Annotated in this window: 7 protein-coding genes; 5 read left to right on the top strand and 2 right to left on the bottom strand. The window is 70.1% G+C overall.

The window, feature by feature from the left end:
• Positions 1 to 97: 97 nt before the first annotated feature.
• Genes ACFY3I_RS04630 through ACFY3I_RS04610 form a run of 5 tightly spaced genes read left to right on the top strand, consistent with a single transcriptional unit; the run spans position 98 to position 19,335 of the window.
• Complete coding sequence (locus tag ACFY3I_RS04630; RefSeq protein WP_390859299.1) at positions 98 to 1,261, top strand: serine/threonine-protein kinase; 1,164 nt, start codon at positions 98 to 100, stop codon at positions 1,259 to 1,261.
• 35 nt (positions 1,262 to 1,296) lie between these two features.
• Positions 1,297 to 4,563 carry an SNF2-related protein gene (locus tag ACFY3I_RS04625; protein WP_390859298.1) on the top strand — a complete coding sequence of 1,089 codons (3,267 nt, stop codon included), beginning with the start codon at positions 1,297 to 1,299 and terminating at the stop codon, positions 4,561 to 4,563.
• Positions 4,560 to 10,205 (top strand): hypothetical protein, encoded by a 5,646-nt coding sequence (locus tag ACFY3I_RS04620; RefSeq protein WP_390859297.1) that lies wholly within the window; start codon positions 4,560 to 4,562, stop codon positions 10,203 to 10,205. Before ACFY3I_RS04625 ends, ACFY3I_RS04620 begins: the two co-directional genes overlap by 4 nt.
• Positions 10,202 to 17,020: a DEAD/DEAH box helicase gene (locus ACFY3I_RS04615; RefSeq protein ID WP_390859296.1), complete on the top strand. Its 6,819-nt coding sequence runs from the start codon at positions 10,202 to 10,204 to the stop codon at positions 17,018 to 17,020. Before ACFY3I_RS04620 ends, ACFY3I_RS04615 begins: the two co-directional genes overlap by 4 nt.
• Positions 17,017 to 19,335, top strand: coding sequence for a UvrD-helicase domain-containing protein (locus ACFY3I_RS04610; protein WP_390859295.1), 2,319 nt, complete (start codon positions 17,017 to 17,019; stop codon positions 19,333 to 19,335). Before ACFY3I_RS04615 ends, ACFY3I_RS04610 begins: the two co-directional genes overlap by 4 nt.
• Here the strand turns inward: ACFY3I_RS04610 and ACFY3I_RS04605 are convergent.
• Together ACFY3I_RS04605 and ACFY3I_RS04600 are read right to left on the bottom strand one after the other, a co-directional pair.
• Positions 19,332 to 19,532, bottom strand: coding sequence for a DUF397 domain-containing protein (locus ACFY3I_RS04605; RefSeq protein WP_390859294.1), 201 nt, complete (start codon positions 19,530 to 19,532; stop codon positions 19,332 to 19,334). The genes ACFY3I_RS04610 and ACFY3I_RS04605 overlap by 4 nt on opposite strands.
• Complete coding sequence (locus ACFY3I_RS04600; protein ID WP_390859293.1) at positions 19,529 to 20,377, bottom strand: Scr1 family TA system antitoxin-like transcriptional regulator; 849 nt, start codon at positions 20,375 to 20,377, stop codon at positions 19,529 to 19,531. Before ACFY3I_RS04600 ends, ACFY3I_RS04605 begins: the two co-directional genes overlap by 4 nt.
• Positions 20,378 to 20,469: the final 92 nt, after the last annotated feature.

The raw sequence follows: 20,469 nt of genomic DNA, 5'->3' as shown, positions 1-20,469 counted from the left end.
GGAGCCCCTGACGGCACTCCGGCCGCAGCGATAGGGTGAACCTCCGGTGAAAGTGTGACGTGCCCGGACAGGTGGGCACGAGAGGGTGGCGCGGCGCGTGAAGACTGAGGGGCCCACGCAGATCGGCCGGTACACGGTTGAGCGGAAGCTGGGCGCGGGGGGCATGGGACAGGTCTATCTGGCCTACTCGCCCGGCGGCGATCCGGTCGCGGTCAAGGTGATCAGGAACGACAGGCTCGACCAGGCGACCCGGGCGCGCTTCGAACGGGAGGCGCTGATCGCCCGGACCGTCGTCGGAACCAACCGGGTGGCCCGTTTTCTCGACGCCGACCCGTATGCCGACCAGCCGTGGATGGCCGTGGAGTACGTGCCCGGACGGACCGTCCAGGAACAGGTGGACGGTGCCGGCTCCCTCCCGGTGCCGCTGGTCGCCAGCCTCGGCGCGCTGCTCGCCGAGGGCCTGGAGGCGGTGCACGCGGTCGATCTGCTGCACCGCGACCTCAAGCCGCAGAACGTGATGCTCGGCGAGTACGGCCCGATCCTGATCGACTTCGGCCTGGGCGCCTTCATGGACACGAGCAAGGACACCCTCACCCAGGACGGCATGATCGTCGGCACGGTCCGTTGCATGCCGCCGGAACAGGCGCTGGGCCGTTCCAGGGTGGGGACTCCGGCCGACGTGTACGGCCTGGGTACGGTTCTGCTGTACGCGGCTACCGGCCATTACCCCTACGACGGCAACGGCTGGCCGGCGATCGTCGCCAAGGTGACCGACGAGACCCAGCCGCCGGACCTCTCAGGACTCCCCGGGGAGCTGCTTCCCCTGGTCATCGCGATGCTCGCGCGTGCCCCGGGGGACCGGCCGGGCCTCGCCGAGGTCACCGAGAGCTGCGTGGCGCTGATGAAGGGCGCCGGCTCCACACCCGTCGAGGCACGATATGCGCTGATCGACATCGCGGCACCGTTCGGCGAGCGGAGTGTGTGGGAGCGCGTCGCGGAGCAGTACGGTGACGCGCTGGACCTGCACACCCAGGTCGTGGATGAGGACGGACACGACAGCCCGCTGGACCGCCCGGTCCGCCCCGAGCCGGGGGAGGACGACGAACCGGAAGAGGCCCAGGAGGCCGACGCCGAGTCCGTCGTCGTGCCTGCCGCGGAGCCCGCGCCCGCCGCCCCGCCCCGCACGCCCGGCCGGCGGCCGGCCTCGCGGAAGGTGGCCGACGAGCTGAGGGCCAGGTACGCCATGCAGTCGGCCCTGTGACCTGCGAGCACGGGGAAGCGGCGGTGGGAAACGGTATGCGGGACGTCACAGACTTCGACGAGGGAACGGAGCGGTTCGTGAACGGTACGGGGGCGGACGGCGGTACGGCCGCCGCGCGTCAGGGCACCTTGGACTCGGCGGTCCACGAGCACACCGCACCGGACCCCGCACCTGGCACCACACCGGACTCCGCCGCGCCCGCCACGACCGGACCGCGCCGCGCGGGGTTCGCCCCCGGCTCCCAGGTCCTGGTCCGCGACGAGCAGTGGCTGGTGAAGAAGGTCGCGGAGACGAGGTACGACGGCTGGATGGTCGAGGTCACTGGCGTCTCCTCGCTGGTACGCGGCATGGACGCCGTCTTCTACGCGAAGCTGGACCACATCGAGCCGCTCGACCCGGACAACACCCGTCTGGTGCCTGACTCCTCGCCCAACCATCGCAAGGCGCGTCTCTACCTGGAGGCCGTCATCCGCAAGACCGCGCTGCCGCAGACCGAGCACGGCCTGGCGCTGGCCGGCAACTTCCTCATGGACGAGCAGACGCACCAGCTGCGCCCCGCTCAGCTGGCCCTGTCGATGGAGAACCCGCAGCCGCGGGTGCTCGTCGCGGACGTGGTCGGTCTCGGCAAGACCCTGGAGATCGGCATCCTGCTCGCCGAGCTGATCCGCCGGGGCCGGGGCGAGCGCATCCTCGTGGTGACTCCGGCGCACGTCCTGGAGCAGTTCCAGCGCGAGCTGTGGACCCGTTTCTCGATCCCGCTGGTCCGCCTCGACTCGACCGGCATCCAGCGGATCCAGCAGGACATCCCGGCCGGCCGGAACCCGTTCGCCTACTTCAAGCGGGCGATCATCTCCGTGGACACCCTCAAGAGCGACGTCTACGCCCACCATCTGGAGAACACCGACTGGGACGCCGTCGTCATCGACGAGTCCCACAACCTGGTCAACCGGGGCACGAAGAACAACGAGCTGGCCCGCCTGCTGGCCCGCCGCAGCGACGCCTTCGTCCTCGCCTCCGCCACCCCGCACAACGGGGACGCCGAGTCCTTCGCCGAGCTGATCGGCATGCTCGACGAAGCGGCGATCGCCGACTCCTCCTCGTATGACGTGAAGGACCTCGGCCACCTCTACATCCGGCGTACCAAGACCGACCGCGAGGTACGCGACTCCCTCAAGGGCGCCTGGGCGGACCGCGGCCCCTCCCTCCCGGTGGTCACGAAGGCGACCGAGAAGGAGCGGGCGGTCCTCGAAGAGCTGGCTGCCCGCTGGATCCCGCGCGACCCGGCGGCCTCCTCGGTGTGCGTGGACTCGATGGTCGCCTACAACCTGCTGAAGGCGTTCCTCTCCTCCCACCGTGCCTTCCAGCACTCGGTCGCCGCCCGGACCGCGACCCTCGCGAAGCCCTTGAAGGGCCGCAAGGGCCAGGATCCCGCGCAGCTGGAATCCGCGCGCCGGACCGAGCAGAAGGCGATCGTCGACCTCGCCCGCCTTGCGAACGACCTCGGTGACGACGACTCGTCCAAGCTTGAAGCCCTGGTCGAGGTCCTTGAGGAGATCGGCGTCAAGCCGGGTTCGGACACCCGCGTCGTCGTCTTCTCCGAGCGCATCCCCACCCTGAAGTGGCTGGCCGAGACCGTCCCGGCCCGGCTCGGCTTCCCGCGCGCCAAGCAGCTCGACCAGGCCGAGAAGGAATCCGAGCCGTGGAAGGCGTACGGCGGTGTCGTCGAGGTCATGCACGGCGACGCCACCGGCGAGGAGGAGCAGCAGCGCATCGTCGAGGAGTTCGGCCTGGCCACGAAGCCCGTCCGGCTCCTGTTCACCGGTGACGTGGCCTCCGAAGGCGTCAACCTGCACCAGCAGTGCCACCAGCTGATCCACTACGACCTGCCCTGGTCGCTGATCCGCATCGAACAGCGCAACGGCCGTATCGACCGCTATGGGCAGAGGCAGAAGCCGCAGTTCCGGGCCCTGGTCCTCACCAACGACACGGAGTGGCGCACCGACGACACGACCGGCGAACCTCTCCCGCTCGACGACCGGCTCGTCGGCGCCAAGCTCCTCGCCCGCGAGGAGGAGGCCCACCGCATCGAGGGCACCGCCGAGGCCGTCACCGGGATCTACCGGGCGAAGGAGGAGGCCGACCGCCTCACCCGCGACCTCATCGCCGGTCGTACCGTCGAGGAGTCGATCAAGCAGTCGGCCGCGGCGGGCGGCGGCGCGAAGGCGATGCTCGCGCGGGCGATGGGCAACGTCGGGGCGAAGAAGCCGACGGACGACGTCCCGCGCGCCACCGTGCCCAGTCTGTTCGGCACCTCCGGTGGCGCCCCGGCCACCTCCGCCTACTTCGACGAGGCGCTCCGCCAGGTCTGCGACCCCATCAGTCCCGACATCGCCCTCAAGCTGCGGCGGGAGAAGGACGGCACGATCGCGTTCCGGCCGCCGTCGGACCTCCTCTACCGGCTGAAGGCGCTGCCCAAGTCGTATCTGACCGAACAGCAGATCATGCCCACGGCCAACACGGAGGCGCGGATCCGCCTCACCTTCGACAAGGGTCTCGCCGCCAAGCGCCTGCAGGTGGCCCGCGAGGAGTCCGGCAGCCAGTGGCCCAACGTCGGCTACGTCTCCGACGTGCACCCCGTGCTGGACTGGGTGACCGACAAGGCGCTCGCCGCGCTCCGCCACGACGAGGCGTTCGTCCTCGCCTTCGACCCGGACCGGAAGCAGGCTGGTGACATCGCCCCTGAGCTGCCCGCCGCGCTCGACGGCCCGGTCTACCTCGTCCAGGGCATCTACTCGAACACGGCTGGACGCCCCACCGTCGTCGAGTGGATGGCGGTGACCGGTGTGCCGGACGCCCCGCGCACCTACCGGATGGACGACGCCTTCCTCGCCGCCTGCCGGGTCGGCCCGAGCATGCCCGGCCGTGCCGTCCCGGTGAACCTGGCGGCCCTCCAACGGCAGGTACCGGCCGCGGTCGGCGAGGCGCGCCGGTTCCTGGAGGGACGCGAGGCCGAGTACGGGCAGCGGATCGACGCCGTGCTCGCGCCGTACGAGAAGCGCGTCACCGAGTGGAAGCAGGCCGCGCTGTTCACCCCGGCGGCCCGCCGCTCCCAGAAGGCGAAGAACGACGTGAACCTCACGGCCGACCGCCGTCGGACCCTGATCCGCTCCCTGCGCACCTCCGGCGCCCCGCTCCTGAGGCTCTTGGCCGTACTCGAACCCCTGGCCGCCACTCCCGCGCCGCCCACCGCCGGACCCGCCGCGACCGACCTGCCCGACGCCGGAGAGGCGACCGCCCGATGAGCACCGACTTCGACTCCTTCTCCAACCGCGGCGAGTACCTGTCCGCGCACTACTTCGCCGAGCAACTCGCCGACGGCCTGAAGAAGGGCGTCTTCGCGGCCTGGGCGGACCGCGAGAGCGACGAGAACGACAAGCGCACGACCCCGCGGGTCGCCCTGCGTGGTCTGCGCTCGGTCTACCTCGACGAGAAGTACCGGGGGTTCTTCGCCGAACAGGCCAAGGCGGACGCGTACGACGACGAATACCCCGACAAGGACGGCTTCCAGGAGCGTCGCAGCACCTACGAGGACGAGGAGTGGCGCGAGCGCGTCGCCGCCTGGCACCGCGAGGTGCTCACCGCCCTCGGCTACCCGGGTCTCGACACCGACCCCGAAACCCCCTCCGGCCCGCGCGAGTTGACCGTCCACCGGGCCGGACGCGACCACACCGTCAAGGTCGCCTGGCACGGCGAAGGTATCGTCGCCGTCGACTGCGGCTGGTCCGCGGGTAACGACACCGCGCTGGACGCCGAGGCCTACGGCCGCCTGCTCCACCCCCTGCGCACGGTCGGCAGCGGCGAGACCTACGCATCCGGCCACGCCCTCGCCACCTGGCTCTTCCAGAGCGAGATCGGCGGCGAGGGCGGCACCCCGCCCCGCTTCGTCCTGCTGCTCTGCGGCGGGGTGATCGTCCTCGCTGACCGCCAGGCGTGGGGCGAGGGCCGCTACCTGGCGGTCAACATCGATGCCGCCCTGGAGCGCTACGACCGTAAGCAGTACGGCGAACTCGCCACGATCGCCGGTCTGTTCAGCCACGACGCGCTCGCCCCGGCCGAGGACGGCAAGGGCCCCGCCATCGACGCCCTGATCAAGGCGTCCCGGGACAACGCGGTCGGCGTCTCCGGTGAACTGCGCCAGGGGCTCCAGAAGTCCGTCGAGATCATCGCCAACGAGGTGCTGGCCCGCCTGGAGGAGACCGGACTCGACCCCCGCGACCTCGAACGGCCCGGCGAGCCGTTCCCCCGCCGGCTCACCCGTGAGGCGCTGCGCTACCTCTACCGCATCCTGTTCCTCCTGTACGCCGAGGCCCGCCCCGAACTGGGCATCCTCCCGGCCGACGACGGCACCTACGAGGCCGGCTACTCGGTGGCCCGCCTGCGGGAGATCGTCGAGCGGGATGCCCAGCTCACGGACGAGACCGCCCGCAACGGCTTCCACCTGCACGCGTCCCTGGACGTCCTGTTCAACAAGGTCAACCACGGCCACCGCGAGTACGGCACCGAACCCTGGGACGAGCGGCCCGAGGACGACGCCGAGACCCGCAAGAAGAAAGCCAAGCAGCGCAGCGAGGGCCGGGGCCTGCGCTTCGAGCCGCTGCGCAGCGAGCTCTTCGAACCGACATCGGTACGACTCATCGGCCTCGGCACCCCCGACCCGCGCCACGACGAGGACGGCCCCGACGGCCCGGCCTGGCTGGACCTGCGGCTGCGCAACAGCGCCCTGCACGAGGTGCTGCGCCTGCTCACCATGAAGAAGGCCAGGCGGCGCGGCGAACGCGGCGGCTTCATCTCCTACCGCAACCTCGGTATCAACCAGCTCGGCGCGGTCTACGAGGGCCTGATGTCGTACACCGGCATCATCGCCGACCAGGAGCTGTGCGAGGTCGCCAAGGGCGGCGAGCCGGAGAAGGGCTCCTGGCTGGTGCCCTCGCACCGGCTCAGGGAATACGACGAGAAGACCTGGGTCGAGTACGACGAGCGGGACCGCGAGGAGAAGGGCCTGCGCGGCCCGAAGAAGTACCCGGCGGGTACCTTCGTCTACCGTCTCGCCGGCCGCGACCGGGAGACCTCCGCGTCGTACTACACCCCCGAGTCACTGACCAAGGTCACCGTCGAACTGGCCCTCAAGCACCGCCTCGACCAGGAGAAGGACGAGGCCGGGAACGTCGTCAAGACCCGCGCCTCCGAACTCCTGCAATACCGCATCTGCGAGCCCGCTCTCGGTTCCGGAGCCTTCCTCAACGAGGCGATCAACCAGGTCGCCGAGGAGTATCTGCGGCGCCGCCAGGACGAGTTGGGCCGCTCCATCCCGACCGCCCAGGCCCTGACCGAGAAACAGAAGGTCAAGGCGTACATCGCCCTGCACAACGCGTACGGCGTCGACCTCAACCCCACGGGCGTCGAGCTCGCCGAGGTCTCCCTCTGGCTCAACACCATGCACCCCGGGATGCGGGCCCCGTGGTTCGGGCTTCACCTCCGGCACGGAAACTCGCTCATCGGCGGGCGGCGGGCGGTGTACGAGGCGCACGACGTCTCGCCGCACAAGGGCAAGGCCCGCTGGTCCGTCGACAAGGACACCCTGGCCCCGACCCGACTGCCGTTCCGCGACAACGAGTCGGGCGGCCGGCCGCTGTCGCTCCCCGACGGCGCGGTCCACCACTTCCTCCTCCCCACCCCCGGCTGGGCGGCGGTCACGGGCGCGAGCGGCGACGCGAAGAAGCTGCTGGGGCAGTTGGCGGGCGAAGGCGTCGACCGGCTCAAGGACTGGAAGAAGGGCATCGTCCAGAAGCCGGAGCGGAAGTACACCCAGGCGGGTACGCCGAAGATGGACCGGAAGACCGGCGGCGAGGCCGCGTCCCAGTACACGCGGCTGCGGGACGCAGCCCGGCGTGCGGAGTTCCTCTGGAAGCTCGTCGTCAAGCGCATGAAGCTCTCCGAGCGGGAGATTGCCCGCAGCATCGACGTCTGGGGCGCCGCCCCGGAGACCGACAAGGAGACCGACAAGGAGTTCGCTTTCCTGCGCCGCGCCGAGGGGGAGTCCCACCGGTCCCGGCAGACGAAGGAGAAGGTCTACGCGGACCTCTTCGACGCCGTGGACACACCGTACTGGCGCCTCAAGCAGGTGATGAACGCCTGGTGCGCGCTGTGGTTCTGGCCGGTGGACAAGGTGGGGCTCCTCGACGGCACGGACGGGGAGTATGCGGCGGAGTCCGTCGACGTGGAGTCGCTGCTGGGCGGGTTTGGGGAGGTGCAGGCAGTTCCTCCGGCCGCGGCGGAGGAGGTACGACCGCTGCCCGCGCCTTCGCCTGCACCTGCGGCGAGCAAGCCCGCGCCCCGGTTCGTGGAGGCTGGGCTGCTGTTCCAGATGGCCGGCGACCAGCCGACGCTCGACGACGCGGGCATGCAGGCCGAGGGTGACTACTTCTACGAGGTCCAGGAGGCCGGTGGTGTCCCCAAGCAACGCAAGAAGGCGGCGAGCGGCAGCGTTGGCCCGAAGCGTCGGCGCCCTCTCATCCCGCTGAAGGATCTGAACGACTGGCTGGACTTCCTGGAGTCGATGCTGGGGACGGGGCCGGTGCCAGACGGCAGCATCGGGTCCGGCCTCGACAACCTCAAGGACCTGGGGGAGTACGAGAAGCTGCTCCTCGACGAGATGTGGATGGACCAGCTCGACCCGAAGACACGGTACCCGTGGATGCGGGTCGTGGCGGACATCGCCGAGGAACAGGGCTTCCTGCACTGGGAGCTGGACTTCGCGCTGGCGTTCGCGGAGGGCGGGGGGTTCGACCTTCAGGTGGGGAATCCGCCTTGGGTGCGGCCGGAGTGGAAGGAGAACGCGGTACTCGCCGAGTCCGAGCCGTGGTTCATGCTGACAGAGAAGCCTCCGGCGGCGAAGAAGCAGGAGCTGCGCACGGCTGAGCTGGGCAAGGCGGGGGTGGCGGCTTACACGCTGGGCGAGTTGACGGCGACGCTGACGTTGGCTGACTATTTGGCGGCGTCGCAGGTGTATCCGCTGATTTCAGGCAGTCGTCCAGATTTGTACCGTGCCTTCATGTGTCAGGTGTGGGATCACGCTGCGAGCGCTGGTTCTGCAGGGCTGGTACACCCAGATACCCACTTCAACGGAGACAGGGAGGCCGCCCTGCGCGAGGCCGCGTATCACAGGCTGCGTGTACACGGTGACTTCGTCAACGCGGGCAATCGGTTCTTCCCTCCACCTGTAGGCCGGTCCAGCCACTTCGGCGTGCATGTCTACGGCACGCGGGCGGCGGAGATCAACTTTGAGCATCTGTCCTGGCTCTTCTCAGTCGAGGCGCTACGGCACTCCGCGACTCACGACGGAAAGGGTGACGCTCCGGGCGTGAAGTACGCCGGTGACTGGGACGAGCGAGCGCACTTGGCGCGTGTCATCCGGGTCACCTCGGACACCCTCGCGCGCTGGCAGAGGCTGTCTGGTGAACACGACGTACCTGTTGGGCAGACCCGTTTGCTTACTCCGGTGAGTACTGCTGAGGACCCGGCTATTGATGCCCTGGCGGCTTACCCGCTGCGTCTCGGGCAACTGCATCCTCGGCCCGATATCTCGGAGGGGTTGAACGAGACAAACGCTAAGAAGCCCATGAACGGACCGAACAAAGATGCCAGGCTGATTGAGTACAACACGAAGACCGAGGAGCGTTCGGACTTCCAGGCGGACACCTGGGAGGACGTCATCCTCAAGGGTCCGCAGATCGGTGTCGCCAACCCGTTCTTCAAGCAGCCCGGCCAGGGGGCCAGCGAGATGCGCGGACTCAACCACCTGGAGCTGTCGTCGGACGCAGTCCCGGAGTCGGAGTACCGGCGGGTTGCGGATGAGGCCACGTATCTGGGTACGCAGGACCGGTGGCTGGATCGTGCGGAACTGGAGCGGCTGCGGGCTTCGGACGAGGAGATCCGCGCGGTGAAGGCGACGTTGGCCGAGAAGACGGGGTGTCTGCCGCGGGAGGTTCCGTACGAGTTGGTGGACGGGGTGCTCCTGGCGCGGGCGACGAAGCCGTACACGTCCCTCTACCGGCTGGCGTGGCGGGAACGAGTCGCGGCTGACACTGAACGCGCTTTGTACGGAGCGCTCGTACCGCCAGGCCCTGCTCACATCCACGCCGTTCGTTCGGCAACGGCGGGTTCGAGCCGCTTGACAGCGCTACTCGCCGGGTTCTGGTCCTCGATTCCTACGGACTACATGGTGCGAACGGCTGGCGTAGGACATGTCGATGTCGCCCAGGCGAAGCGCCTGCTCGCTCCGCAAGAACACCACCCCCTAGCCCCCGCCCTACTCCTCCGAACCCTCCGCCTCAACTGCCTCACCACCGCCTACGCCGACCTCTGGCAGCAACTCCACGACCCCAACTGGGCCGACAACGACCCCTGGGCCCGCACCTGGCCCCAGATGTCCACGAAGCTCAACGACACCACCCCCACCTGGCAGCGCGACACCCCCCTGCGCACGGAGTACGCCCGCCGAGCCGCCCTCGTCGAGATCGACGCCCTCGTTGCCGTCTGGCTCGGTATCGACGCCGACACGCTCATCACCATGTACCGGGCCCGCTTCCCGATCATGCAGGACTTCGACAGTGTGACCTGGTTCGACGCCGCCGAGCGCAAGATCGCCGGGGACCGTTACACCTTCGGCCACGGCCAGGACAAGGACCACTGGAAGCAGTTCGAGAAGTACATGGCCGACCCCACCCGCCAGACCGCCGCCCCCGACGGCTACACCGCCCCCTTCTACAAGGCCGACCGCGAGGCAGAGATGCGGGAAGCCCACGTCTACTTCCAGAAGCGGCTCGATGCCGCCGTGGCCGCGGGCGAGTGGGACCCGGTCAAGCAGGAGGTGCCGAAGCCGTGAGGCCGACGCTCGAAGCCGAGGGGCTGAAGGAGAGCCTTCTCCAGTACCTGTCGACCACCTACGCCCTCACCGACGAGGGGGCCCGGAAGGCGCTCCACCGCTTCCTCGGGGACGACAACTCCGGCATGTTCCGGGGCCCGTTCCTCCGCCTGCGCACGCCCTTCGTGCAGGCGGACCCCTCCTGGGAGACCTACCTCGACTGGCGTCGTACGGACGGCTGGACGCCGTACGCCCATCAAGCCGTCGCCTTCGAGCGGCTGTCCTCCGCCGATGGGCGCACCCCGCGCCCGACCCTCGTCACCACCGGCACCGGATCCGGTAAGACCGAGTCGTTCCTGTACCCCGTGCTCGACCACTGCGCTCGCGAGCGCGCGGCCGGGCACAACGGGATCAAGGCTGTGTTCCTGTACCCGATGAACGCCCTCGCCACCGACCAGGCGCAGCGCATCAACGGGCGGCTGACCAAAGAACCCGCGCTCAGCAAGCTCCGCGCGGGTCTGTACATCGGTGAGCGCGCGGCGACCCGGTACGACAGGGTGTACACCGACCGGTATGACATGCAGGTCACCCCGCCGGACGTCCTGATCACCAACTACAAGATGCTGGACCTGCTGCTCCAGCGGGCGGACGACGCCGCGATGTGGGCGGGGTCGGACATCCGGTATGTCGTGGTCGATGAGTTCCACACCTACGACGGCGCGCAGGGCACCGACGTGGCGATGCTGCTGCGCCGGCTGGCCTCCGCCGTCGGGGCGTCGGAGAAGGGGCGGCCCCTGGGCCGTATCTGCCCGGTGGCCACGTCCGCGACCCTTGCCTCAGGGACGGACGCCGACGGCGTACGGCAGTTGCTCACCGTCGCGAGTCAGGTGTTCGGCACCGAGTTCACGCCGGACGCGGTCGTCGGAGAACAGCGGCTCACCGTCGACGAGTTCCTGCCCAGCGACGACTTCGACCCGCTCGCGCCCGTGCCGACTCCCGACCAGTTGGCCGCCCTGCCCGACCCGACCCGCGGTGACGCGGAGTTCGCCGTTCTCGCCGAGGCCGTCACCGGCAGCCCGTACACCGATGATCCGTACGCCCTCGGCCGCCTCCTGAAGCGGCATCCGCTGACCGCCGCCGTGCTGCACGCGTTCGACGGGCAGGTGCGGTCCGTGCCCGAGGTGCTGGATCTGATGTGGCGGCGGGGCGCGCAGGCGTGGGGCCGAACCATCACCCTGCGCCCGGAGGTGGCGGCGAAGGCGCTCGCCCGGTTCGTCGCCTTGCTGTCCGTCGCCCGCGACCCATCGTCCACGCCCGACGAGCCGCGACCCTTCGTGCAGGTCGAGGTGCACCAGTGGGCGCGGTCGGTGTCCCGGCTCGTGCGAGGTGTACTGCCGTGGCCCAAGGCCGAGTTCCAGTGGGACGCGGCGGGCGCGCCCGAGACCGCCGAGGAGGCGACCGCACGCACGACGCCCGTCACCACCGCGACCGCCGGGCAGGCGGCGAACCTGTTCCTGCCCGCCGTCTACTGCCGTGACTGCGGACGTTCCGGCTGGGCGGTGTTCACACCGGAGTCCGACGACCTCGACGTCGAGGTCGACACGCACAAGATCCGGCGGGCCTCGGTCAGCCAGGACAAGATGCGGGTGCGGAATCTCATCGCCGCCACGGACGGGGAGGCCAGGGAGGGTTCCGCCGCCGCGCCGATGGAAGGTGCGGGGCGGGCCGCCGGGCGGGCGGATGCCAATGCGCTCAGTGTGGCGGGGGCCGGACAGCTCCGGGTGCTGGACGGGCCCAAGCGTCGGCTGCGGCTGCCCGACCCGATCGCCGACTACGACCAGGAGACCGGCAGCCCCCGACTGGCCGGCGCCGACTCCGCGTTCGTGCTGGTGTACCTGGGGGAGACCGCGACCACCGCCGCCGAGGAGGACTGGTGCCCGGCCTGCGGCTCGCGCAACACGATCCGCTTCCTCGGTACCGGCGCCGCCGCCCTCGCCGCTGCCTCCGTCACCCAGCTGTTCACCGGCGGGGAACTGAACAAGAAGCAGGGCGAGACGAAGACCCTGATGTTCAACGACTCGGTCCAGGACGCCGCGCACCGGGCCGGGTTCGTCGCGAGCCGGTCGTACACCTTCTCGCTGCGCGCCCTGTTCAAGAGCCACCTCTCCGAAACCGCCCCTACCGCGCTGAACGACCTGATCGCCGATGTCGTCGCCGCGACCACCGACCGCACGACCCTTGCCGCCGTCGTCCCCACCGACCTGCACGACATCAAGGGCGTGAAGAAGCTGCTGTCCGGGCAGGGGCGGGGCGGGGACCACAAGACGTGGTCGCTGATCGGGGAGCGGTTCGCGTTCGAGGCGTTGATGGAGTTCGGGTTCCGGTCGCGCAACGGCCGTACGCTCGAACTGACGCGGACCGCCGCCGCTCAGGTGCGTATCGCCGACCCGGCCGCCGCCGTCGGCATCGTCCGGGCCGCGCACACCGCGCCGTACGGCAAGGGCGGTCAACTGCCCGTCCCCGAGGCGTTGGGCGACGCACGCTATCTCGGGTTCCTGCGGATCTTCATGGAGCGGCTGCGGACCCGCGGTGCCATCGGCCACCGCTGGTTGGACGGGTATCTGAAGGAGGCCGGGACCAGCCGCTACTTCATCTGGGGCAAGCGGCCGACCGGTATGAAGGCCTTCCCCAAGGGCATCGCCGCGCCCGTCTTCCTGCTCAACGCCCCCAAGGCGCGCAGCGAGTTCGACTTCGCCACCGGGCGGCTCTCCTGGTACGAGCGATGGGCGCAGCGTAGCCTGGGCCTGCCGCGTGAGCAGGCCGCCGAGTTCTGGTCGCGGCTGCTGCCCGAGCTCGTCGAGGCGGGGCTGCTCGCCGTACGGACCCCGGACGACGGCACCCTGCGCATCTATGGGCTCAAGCCGGGCGCCGTCGACGTACAGCTGCTGACGGACGACGAGGTCAACGAGGCGTTCGTGCGCTGCCCCTCGTGCTTCTGGGAGCAGACCGTGCACCCGTCCCTGCTCGCGCAGTGGGACGGCCAGAAGTGCCCCGCCTACCGGTGTCGGACAGGAAGGCTCGTCGCCGGGAACCGGCCGGAGGGGCTCGGCCTGCACCAGCGTGACCGGGACTACCGTGAGGACTACTACCGTCGGCTGTACCGCAAGGCCGGCACCTACCAGGTGATCACCGCCGAACACACCGGCATGCTCAAGCGGCCCGAACGGGAGCGCATCGAGGCCGCGTTCCGGGACGGCACCGGGTTCAAGGACCCCAACGTGCTGTCCTGCACGCCCACCCTGGAGATGGGCATCGACATCGGCGACCTGTCGGCCGTCGTGCTCGCCGCGCTGCCGCGCCGCGCCGCCAACTACGTCCAGCAGGTCGGCCGCGCGGGCCGGCGCACCGGGAACGCCTTCCTCCTCACCATCCCCGACCGCAGCCGCCGCGACCTGTACTACCTGGACCAGCCGCGCGAGATGATCGCCGGACAGATCGTGCCGCCGGGCAGCCATCTGTCGGCCATCGAGATCCTGCGCCGGCAGTACCTCGCCCACCTCCTCGACCTCGCCGCGCAGGGGCGACTCAAGCGCACCGACGGGCAGCCGCTCGCCGCGATCCCGCGCGAGGCGTCCGGCCTGTTCGGGCCCACCGGCTATCTCGTGGACCTCGTGGCGGCCGCCCTCGCCGGTGCCGGCGAACTGGTCGAGGGCTTCCTCGCTCTCTTCCCCACCGGCGTCAGCCCGCAGGCCGCCGACGAGCTGCGCGCCTACGCCACACGCGAGCTGCGCGGCGCCGTCGAGGAGGCCGGCCGGCAGTGGAAGCGTGGTGAGGAGGAGCTGCGGCGCAGACTCACCTTCATCGACGAGGCCGCCCGCGAACTCCGCGACGACGAGGACGAACAGCGCATCCGCAAGGCAGAACTCGAAGCCGAGCGCCGGGCTGTCGGCGGGCGGATGAACAAGCGCGGCCGGATCACCTCCCAGCAGGCCCTCTGCGACCTCGGTCTGCTGCCGAACTACGCCCTCCTGGACTCCGTCACCACTCTCAACGCCACCCTGTACTGGCCCGACGGCGTCGACCCGAGGACCGGACGGGACCGCTTCGACTCCAAGATGCGCGCCTACGAGCGGCCCCAGCGCTACGCCCTGTCCGAACTCGCGCCCGGCAACACGTTCTACGTCAACGGCTACAAGCACCAGATCACCGGCATCGAGATCGGCAGCTCCACCCGCCCGGACTGGACGCCCTGGCGGTTCTGCCCGGAGTGCGGCTACGTCCGCACCGAGAACGCAGCCGAGGACCGCGACCCGTGCCCGCGCTGCCACAGCACCGGCATCGCCGACGACGGGTCCTGCCTGCACCACGTGATCGAGCCGACTGCCGTCACCTCCCGCGACAAGCGCGACGACGCCCGTATCGGCGACGACAAGGACGACCGCGAGCAGCGCTTCTACTCCGTCGTCGACGCGGTCGACATCCCGGAGGAGCACATCGAGCCCGGCGCGTCCTGGCGGCACACCCGCGAGACCTTCGGCATCGACTACTCCCGCAAGGCCGTCATCCGCCGGATCAACGTCGGACCGCTCCGCTTCGACGCCCGCGCCGACGAACAACTGGCCGGACACGATGTTCGGTTGGCGCCCTTCCACGTGTGCACCGCCTGCGGCGCCGCCACCGCTGACGGCAAGCCCGTCTTCGACCACGACACCGACGCCCTCGACACCTCCGCCGTGCGCAACCCGGCCGTCAAGCACCACCAGCCCTGGTGCCCGCTGCGCCGCAGCAAGAAGGGGCCGGACCTGCCGAAGCAGGAACCGGTGCTCCTCGCCCACCAGCTCACCACCGAGGCCCTGCGCGTCCTGCTGCCCGCCGCGACCGTCCTCGTCGACGAGAAGGTGCACTCCTTCCGGGCCGCCCTGCGACTCGGCGTCGACAGGCACTTCGGCGGCGACCCCGCCCATCTGGACACCACCCTCGCCAGGATGCCCGACCGCACCACCGGCGAGACCCGGCACTTCCTCGTCCTGTACGACCGCCTGCCGGGCGGCACCGGCTACCTCGACCGGCTGACCCGGCCCACAGCCTTCCGTGACACCCTCGCCGACGCCCGCGAGACGCTGCTGGCCTGCCCCTGCAAGGAGGAGGGGCGCCGCGCCTGCCATCGCTGCCTGCACCGCTACACCGAGGAACGCCACCAGGACGCGGTCTCCCGCCAGGAGGCCCTGGAGATCATCAACAGCCTCCTCGGACCCGTCGACGAGAACGGCCGCCCCGTCACCGGCGACGACGGCGAGCCCGTCAGCCTCTGGGACGTCAAGGAGATCCCGACCACCGCGGCGATCGGCCTGGACAAGCAGGTCGAGTCCGACCTGGAGGCCCGCTTCCTCGCCGCGCTGCGCACCTGGAGCACCGGCCAGGACGACGCCTCCCTGGAGGAGAGCGGCGCTCACAGCGGCCTGCTGCGTTTCGCCGGGGCCGCGGCCTGGCGGCTGACCGCCCAGCGCGACGAGGAGTTCACCCGGACCGACTTCACCTTCGAGCGCACCGACGGCACCCCCCAGAAGGTGCACGTCTTCCTCGACGGCCACCGCTACCACGCCTCCCGCGCCCACAACCGCATCGCGGCCGACTGCGTGAAACGGGACGGGCTGCGAGCCGGCGGAGCCCTCGTCTTCCAGGTCACCTGGGACGACCTGGAACTCTTCGAGAAGGGCGACCGCGCCACGGCCGTTCCGGTGTGGCCGCCGTACCGGCGCACCGGACAGGACTCCGCCAAGGACTGGTACGAGGAACTCGGCGGCGACCGCACCGAGTTCGCCGACGCGGTCCTCACCAACCCCATCGTCACCCTGCTCGGCTACCTCCGTGACCCTTCCCGGAGCCGGTGGGGACGGCGGGCCGAGGCGCTCGTCGGCGGGCTGCTCGGCGACCCCCGGACACTGGCGCAGAACGTCGGCCCCGGCCAGGCCCGTGCGACCCTGCGCGCCGCCCTCCGCTCCCTGGCGAAGGGCGGAGACCCGGCGGCCGACGTCGAACCCGCCGCCGGGGACGGAGAGATCCTCGTCCTGCACGCCACCGACGAGCACGGCCTGCCGCTGCTCTACACCGTCGACCCCTCCGGCGGACCCGACGGCACGGGCGGGGTCGGCTGGAGCGCTCTCGCCGTACTCGACGACCACGACGGAGACCAGCTAGGCACCGCCGCGCACAAACTCCGGTGGCGGTCCTGGCTGTACTGGTCCAACCTCCTCCAGTTCCTCGCCTTCACGGGCGGCGACGGGGTGCAGCTCGCCGGTAGCGTGGCCGCCGACTTCGCGGTGGAGGTGCTAAGGGTTGGCGGCGGGGCGGGTGAACTGGAAACCCTGATCGCGCGGGCACACGCCGGGACGACCGAGGAGGCTGACACGCCCGCCGCCGAGATCCCCGAGGCGGCGCAGCGGCCTTCGGAGTCCTCCTCTCTCGAAGAGGCGGTGGCAGGCCTGATCCGCGACGCCGCCTGGGACGAGGACATCCTCGAACTGCTCGAAGAGGACGAACCCGACTCCGACCTCACCCGGCTGGCCCGCACCCTCGCCGCCCGGGGCAAGAAGGCCCCGGTCTTCGGACACGAACTGGGCGAGCGCGGCTGGCAGGCCGACTTCGCCTGGCCCGGTGCTCCCGCCAAGGTCGCGGTGGTCGTGGATTCCGACGCCCACGACAGCGACGAGCATCGCAAACGGGACGACGCGTACACGGGCGCCGGCTGGACCGTACGCACGGCGGCCGACTGGCTGGACCACCTCGACACCCTGCTCACCCTGCTCCCGGACACGGAAGGCCCGACCCGCCGATGACCGCACGGCTCAGCCTGTACGAGAAGGCCGAACAAGAGCTGTACAAGCTCGACCGATCGGTCAAGGGCAAGTTCTACGACTTCTGCCACCGCTTCCGGGAGAACCCCGACCACCCCGGCCTCGATCTCAAGCCTCTCAAGGGCGACGGCCGGGTCCACCGCGCCAAGATCGACCAGTCGTACCGGGCGCTCCTCGCCAAGATCGGCATCGACGCCGACGGCCGCGAGAAGTGGCTGGTCGTCGCCGTACGGCACCGCAAGCACGTCTACGAAGAACTCTCCGTCGCGATCAACCGCATCACCGGCGAGATCGAGTTCGTGGACCTCTCGGTGGTGGGCCAGAGCGTCCTCCAGCGGGCCGGGATGAAGCTCACCCCGGCGGAGCGTGAACAGCCCGAAGCCGCCGAGGTGCCCACGGCCGAGCCCGCTGCCGAGGCGCCCGTCCCGGCGGCCGAGCCGCTCCTCGCCGGTCTCACCGCCGCCGACCTGCGCGGTCTCGGCGTCGCCGAACAGCTCATCGACCTCGCCCTCGCGGTCACCGAGAGCACCGAACTCGACGCCCTCGTCTCCGGCGCCCCCCTCCTCACCAAGGACATCCTGTACGGCCTCGCCGCCGGGCTCCCGATCGAGGAGGTCCGCAAGGAGATCACCGCCCCCGTCGACGTCAAGCTCCCCGAGGAGGAGCGGCACGACCTGGACGCGGCCCTCGCCCGCACCGCCGTCACCACCATCGACGAGGATCTCAAGGACATCCTCGAAGAAGGCGACTTCCGCGCCTGGAAGGCGTTCCTGCACCCCGCGCAGGCCAAGCTCGTCGACCGCCGCTACACCGGTCCCTTCCGGGTCTCCGGCGGCCCCGGCACCGGCAAGACCATCGTCGCCCTGCACCGCGTCAGGCACCTCGCCGAGCAGCTGCCTCCCGGGCACAGCAAGCCGATCCTGCTCACCACCTTCACCAAGAACCTCACCACCGACCTGCGCGCCCGCCTGTCGTACCTCCTCGAACCCGAGCAGCTGGCCAGGGTCGACATCACGCACATCGACCAGCTCGCCGCCCGCGTCCTGAACGAGAACACCCTCTCCGGCGCCGGAAAGCAGCGCATCTACGACAGCGTCGCCCTCGACACGCTCCGCCAGATCCTCCTCGAACTCGACGAGAAGCGCTGGGACCCCGAGTTCCTCTACGAGGAGTGGGAGCAGGTGATCCTCGGCCAGTCGCTCGGCACCCGCAAGGCGTACTTCGACGCCCGCCGGGCCGGACGCGGCCGGTCCGTCAGCCGCCCCGACCGCGCCCAGATCTGGAAGATCCTGGAGCAGTTCACCACCCGCCTCGACAAGGAGCACCGCGAGACCTGGGGGCAGGCCGCCGAACGCGCCGCGCGTTTCGAGATGCAGCGCGCCGACAAGATCAGGAAGCGCCAGGAGTACAAGGACGAAGTCGGCGGCCTGGATCTCAAGCACCGCGACGACAGCTCCGGCATGTACTACCTGGGCCACCGCTACAAGCACGTCGTCGTCGACGAGGCACAGGACCTCCGCCCTGCCCACTGGAAGATGCTCCGCGCCATGGTCGCCTCGGGTGAGGACGACATGTTCATCGCCGGCGACACCCATCAGCGCATCTACGACCAGCAGGTCACCCTGGGGACCGTCGGCGTCCACATCCGGGGCCGCGCGGCCCGTCTCACCCTCAGCTACCGCACCACCCGCGAGATCCTGAACCGGGCCATGGAGGTGGTGAACCCGAAGAGCGGCCGGATCACCTTCGACGACCTCGACGACGGCACCGACAACCTCGACGGCTACCGCTCGGTCCTGCGCGGCCCGGCCCCCGAACTCGTCCCCTGCGACTCATGGGACGACGAGCTGACCCGCCTCGGCACCACGCTCCGAGCCTGGCGGGAGGAGCTGGCCACCGGCGGCGCCGACGGCGCGCCCCGCGACCCACGCGGCACCATCGCCGTCTGCGTCGCCGACCGCGACGCCGTCAACCAGGTCATGTTCCACCTGGCGACCCAGGCCGGCCTCACCGTCGCCGAACTCACCAAGGACGGAGCGAAGGGGGACGGCGACATCCACGTCGGCACCATGCACCGCTTCAAGGGCCTCGAATACCAGCGGCTCGCCATCGTCGGTGCCCGGGACGGCGTGATCCCCCGTGCCTCGGTCGTCCAGCGCTACCGCGACACGGACCCGCAGCGATTCGCCCGCGAGGAACTCAAGGCCCGTTCCCTGCTGTTCGTCGCGGCGACCCGGGCCCGTGACGCCCTGCGCATCAGCTGGTACGGCAAGCCGAGCCCGTACCTGCCGGTCTAGCGGGGCAGTCCGAGGAACCCCGCCCACGCCGCACGCGACACACGCATGACAGGTCCGGCCACGGCCTTGGAGTCACGGATGTGCACGACTCCGGGGTCGGCCGCGACCTCTACGCAGTCGCCGCCCTCAGTTCCGCTGTAGCTGCTCTTGAACCAGATGAGGCAGGAATCGACGGTCGAGGATTCAGCGGTGTTCATAGCTCTCCCAGCAACCTTTCGATGAACTCCAGGGACTCTCGCGGACTGAGAGCCTGCGATCGGATGATCCCATAGCGGGCGGCGGCGAGAGCCGTCTGTTCCGGGTCGGTCCGAAGGGTGCTGGTGTTCTGTGCCTCGACGTACATGAACTTCATGCCGTCCTTACGGGTGACGACCGTGAAGGGTCCGTTCACGCCCGCGTTGTCCTCGCAGTCGGTCGGCATCACCTGAATTTCGACGTCGCGCTTCTGACCGACCAGGAGAAGGTGTTCCAACTGCCCGCGCAGCACCTTCTTGCCGCCGTACCGGTGTCGCAATACCGACTCGTCCATCACGAAGCTCAGCAGAGGTGAAGGTCGCCGGTCGAAGATGTCCTGGCGGGCCAGCCGCGCGGCTACTCGTTGCTCGATGATCTCCTGGTCCAGAGCGGGGCGCCGCATGGCCAACAGAGCCCTCATGTACTCCTCGGTCTGGAGCAGGCCCTTGACCACCAGGGCGTCGTACGCGAGCAGTTCGACGGCTTCCTTCTCCAGCTTCGCCATCCCCTGGAAGAACACCGGATACTGCGCCCTCTCCACCTGCTCCTTCCACACCGTCAGCAGCCCCTCCGCCCCCAGCGCCTCGTCCGCCTTGTCGATGGTCCGGGGCGACGGGATCCGCCGGCCCTGCTCGAACGACGCGACCGTGGACGCCGAGTAGCCGATCCGCCGCCCCAACTCCTCGCGTTCCAGGCCCGCCCGCACCCGCAGCGTCTTCATGGTCTGGCCGAACGCGGCGACCACGCCCCGGCCCGAGGCGTCCGCCGCCTGACCCGCGGTGCTCTCTTCTTCCGTTGCCTCGGCCACCCCTACCGCCTCCCTGCCCCAACGCCCGTCTCCGGGACGGCGTCACGCCGCGCCGCTCGTACTCGTACCGCCACCGCGCGTACAACCGGCCC

The sequence above is a fragment of the Streptomyces sp. NPDC001068 genome (assembly GCF_042897315.1).
Classification (GTDB): domain Bacteria; phylum Actinomycetota; class Actinomycetes; order Streptomycetales; family Streptomycetaceae; genus Streptomyces.
The sequence above is the reverse complement of the archived record's forward strand: the minus strand, read 5'-3'. Positions and strand labels throughout refer to the sequence as shown.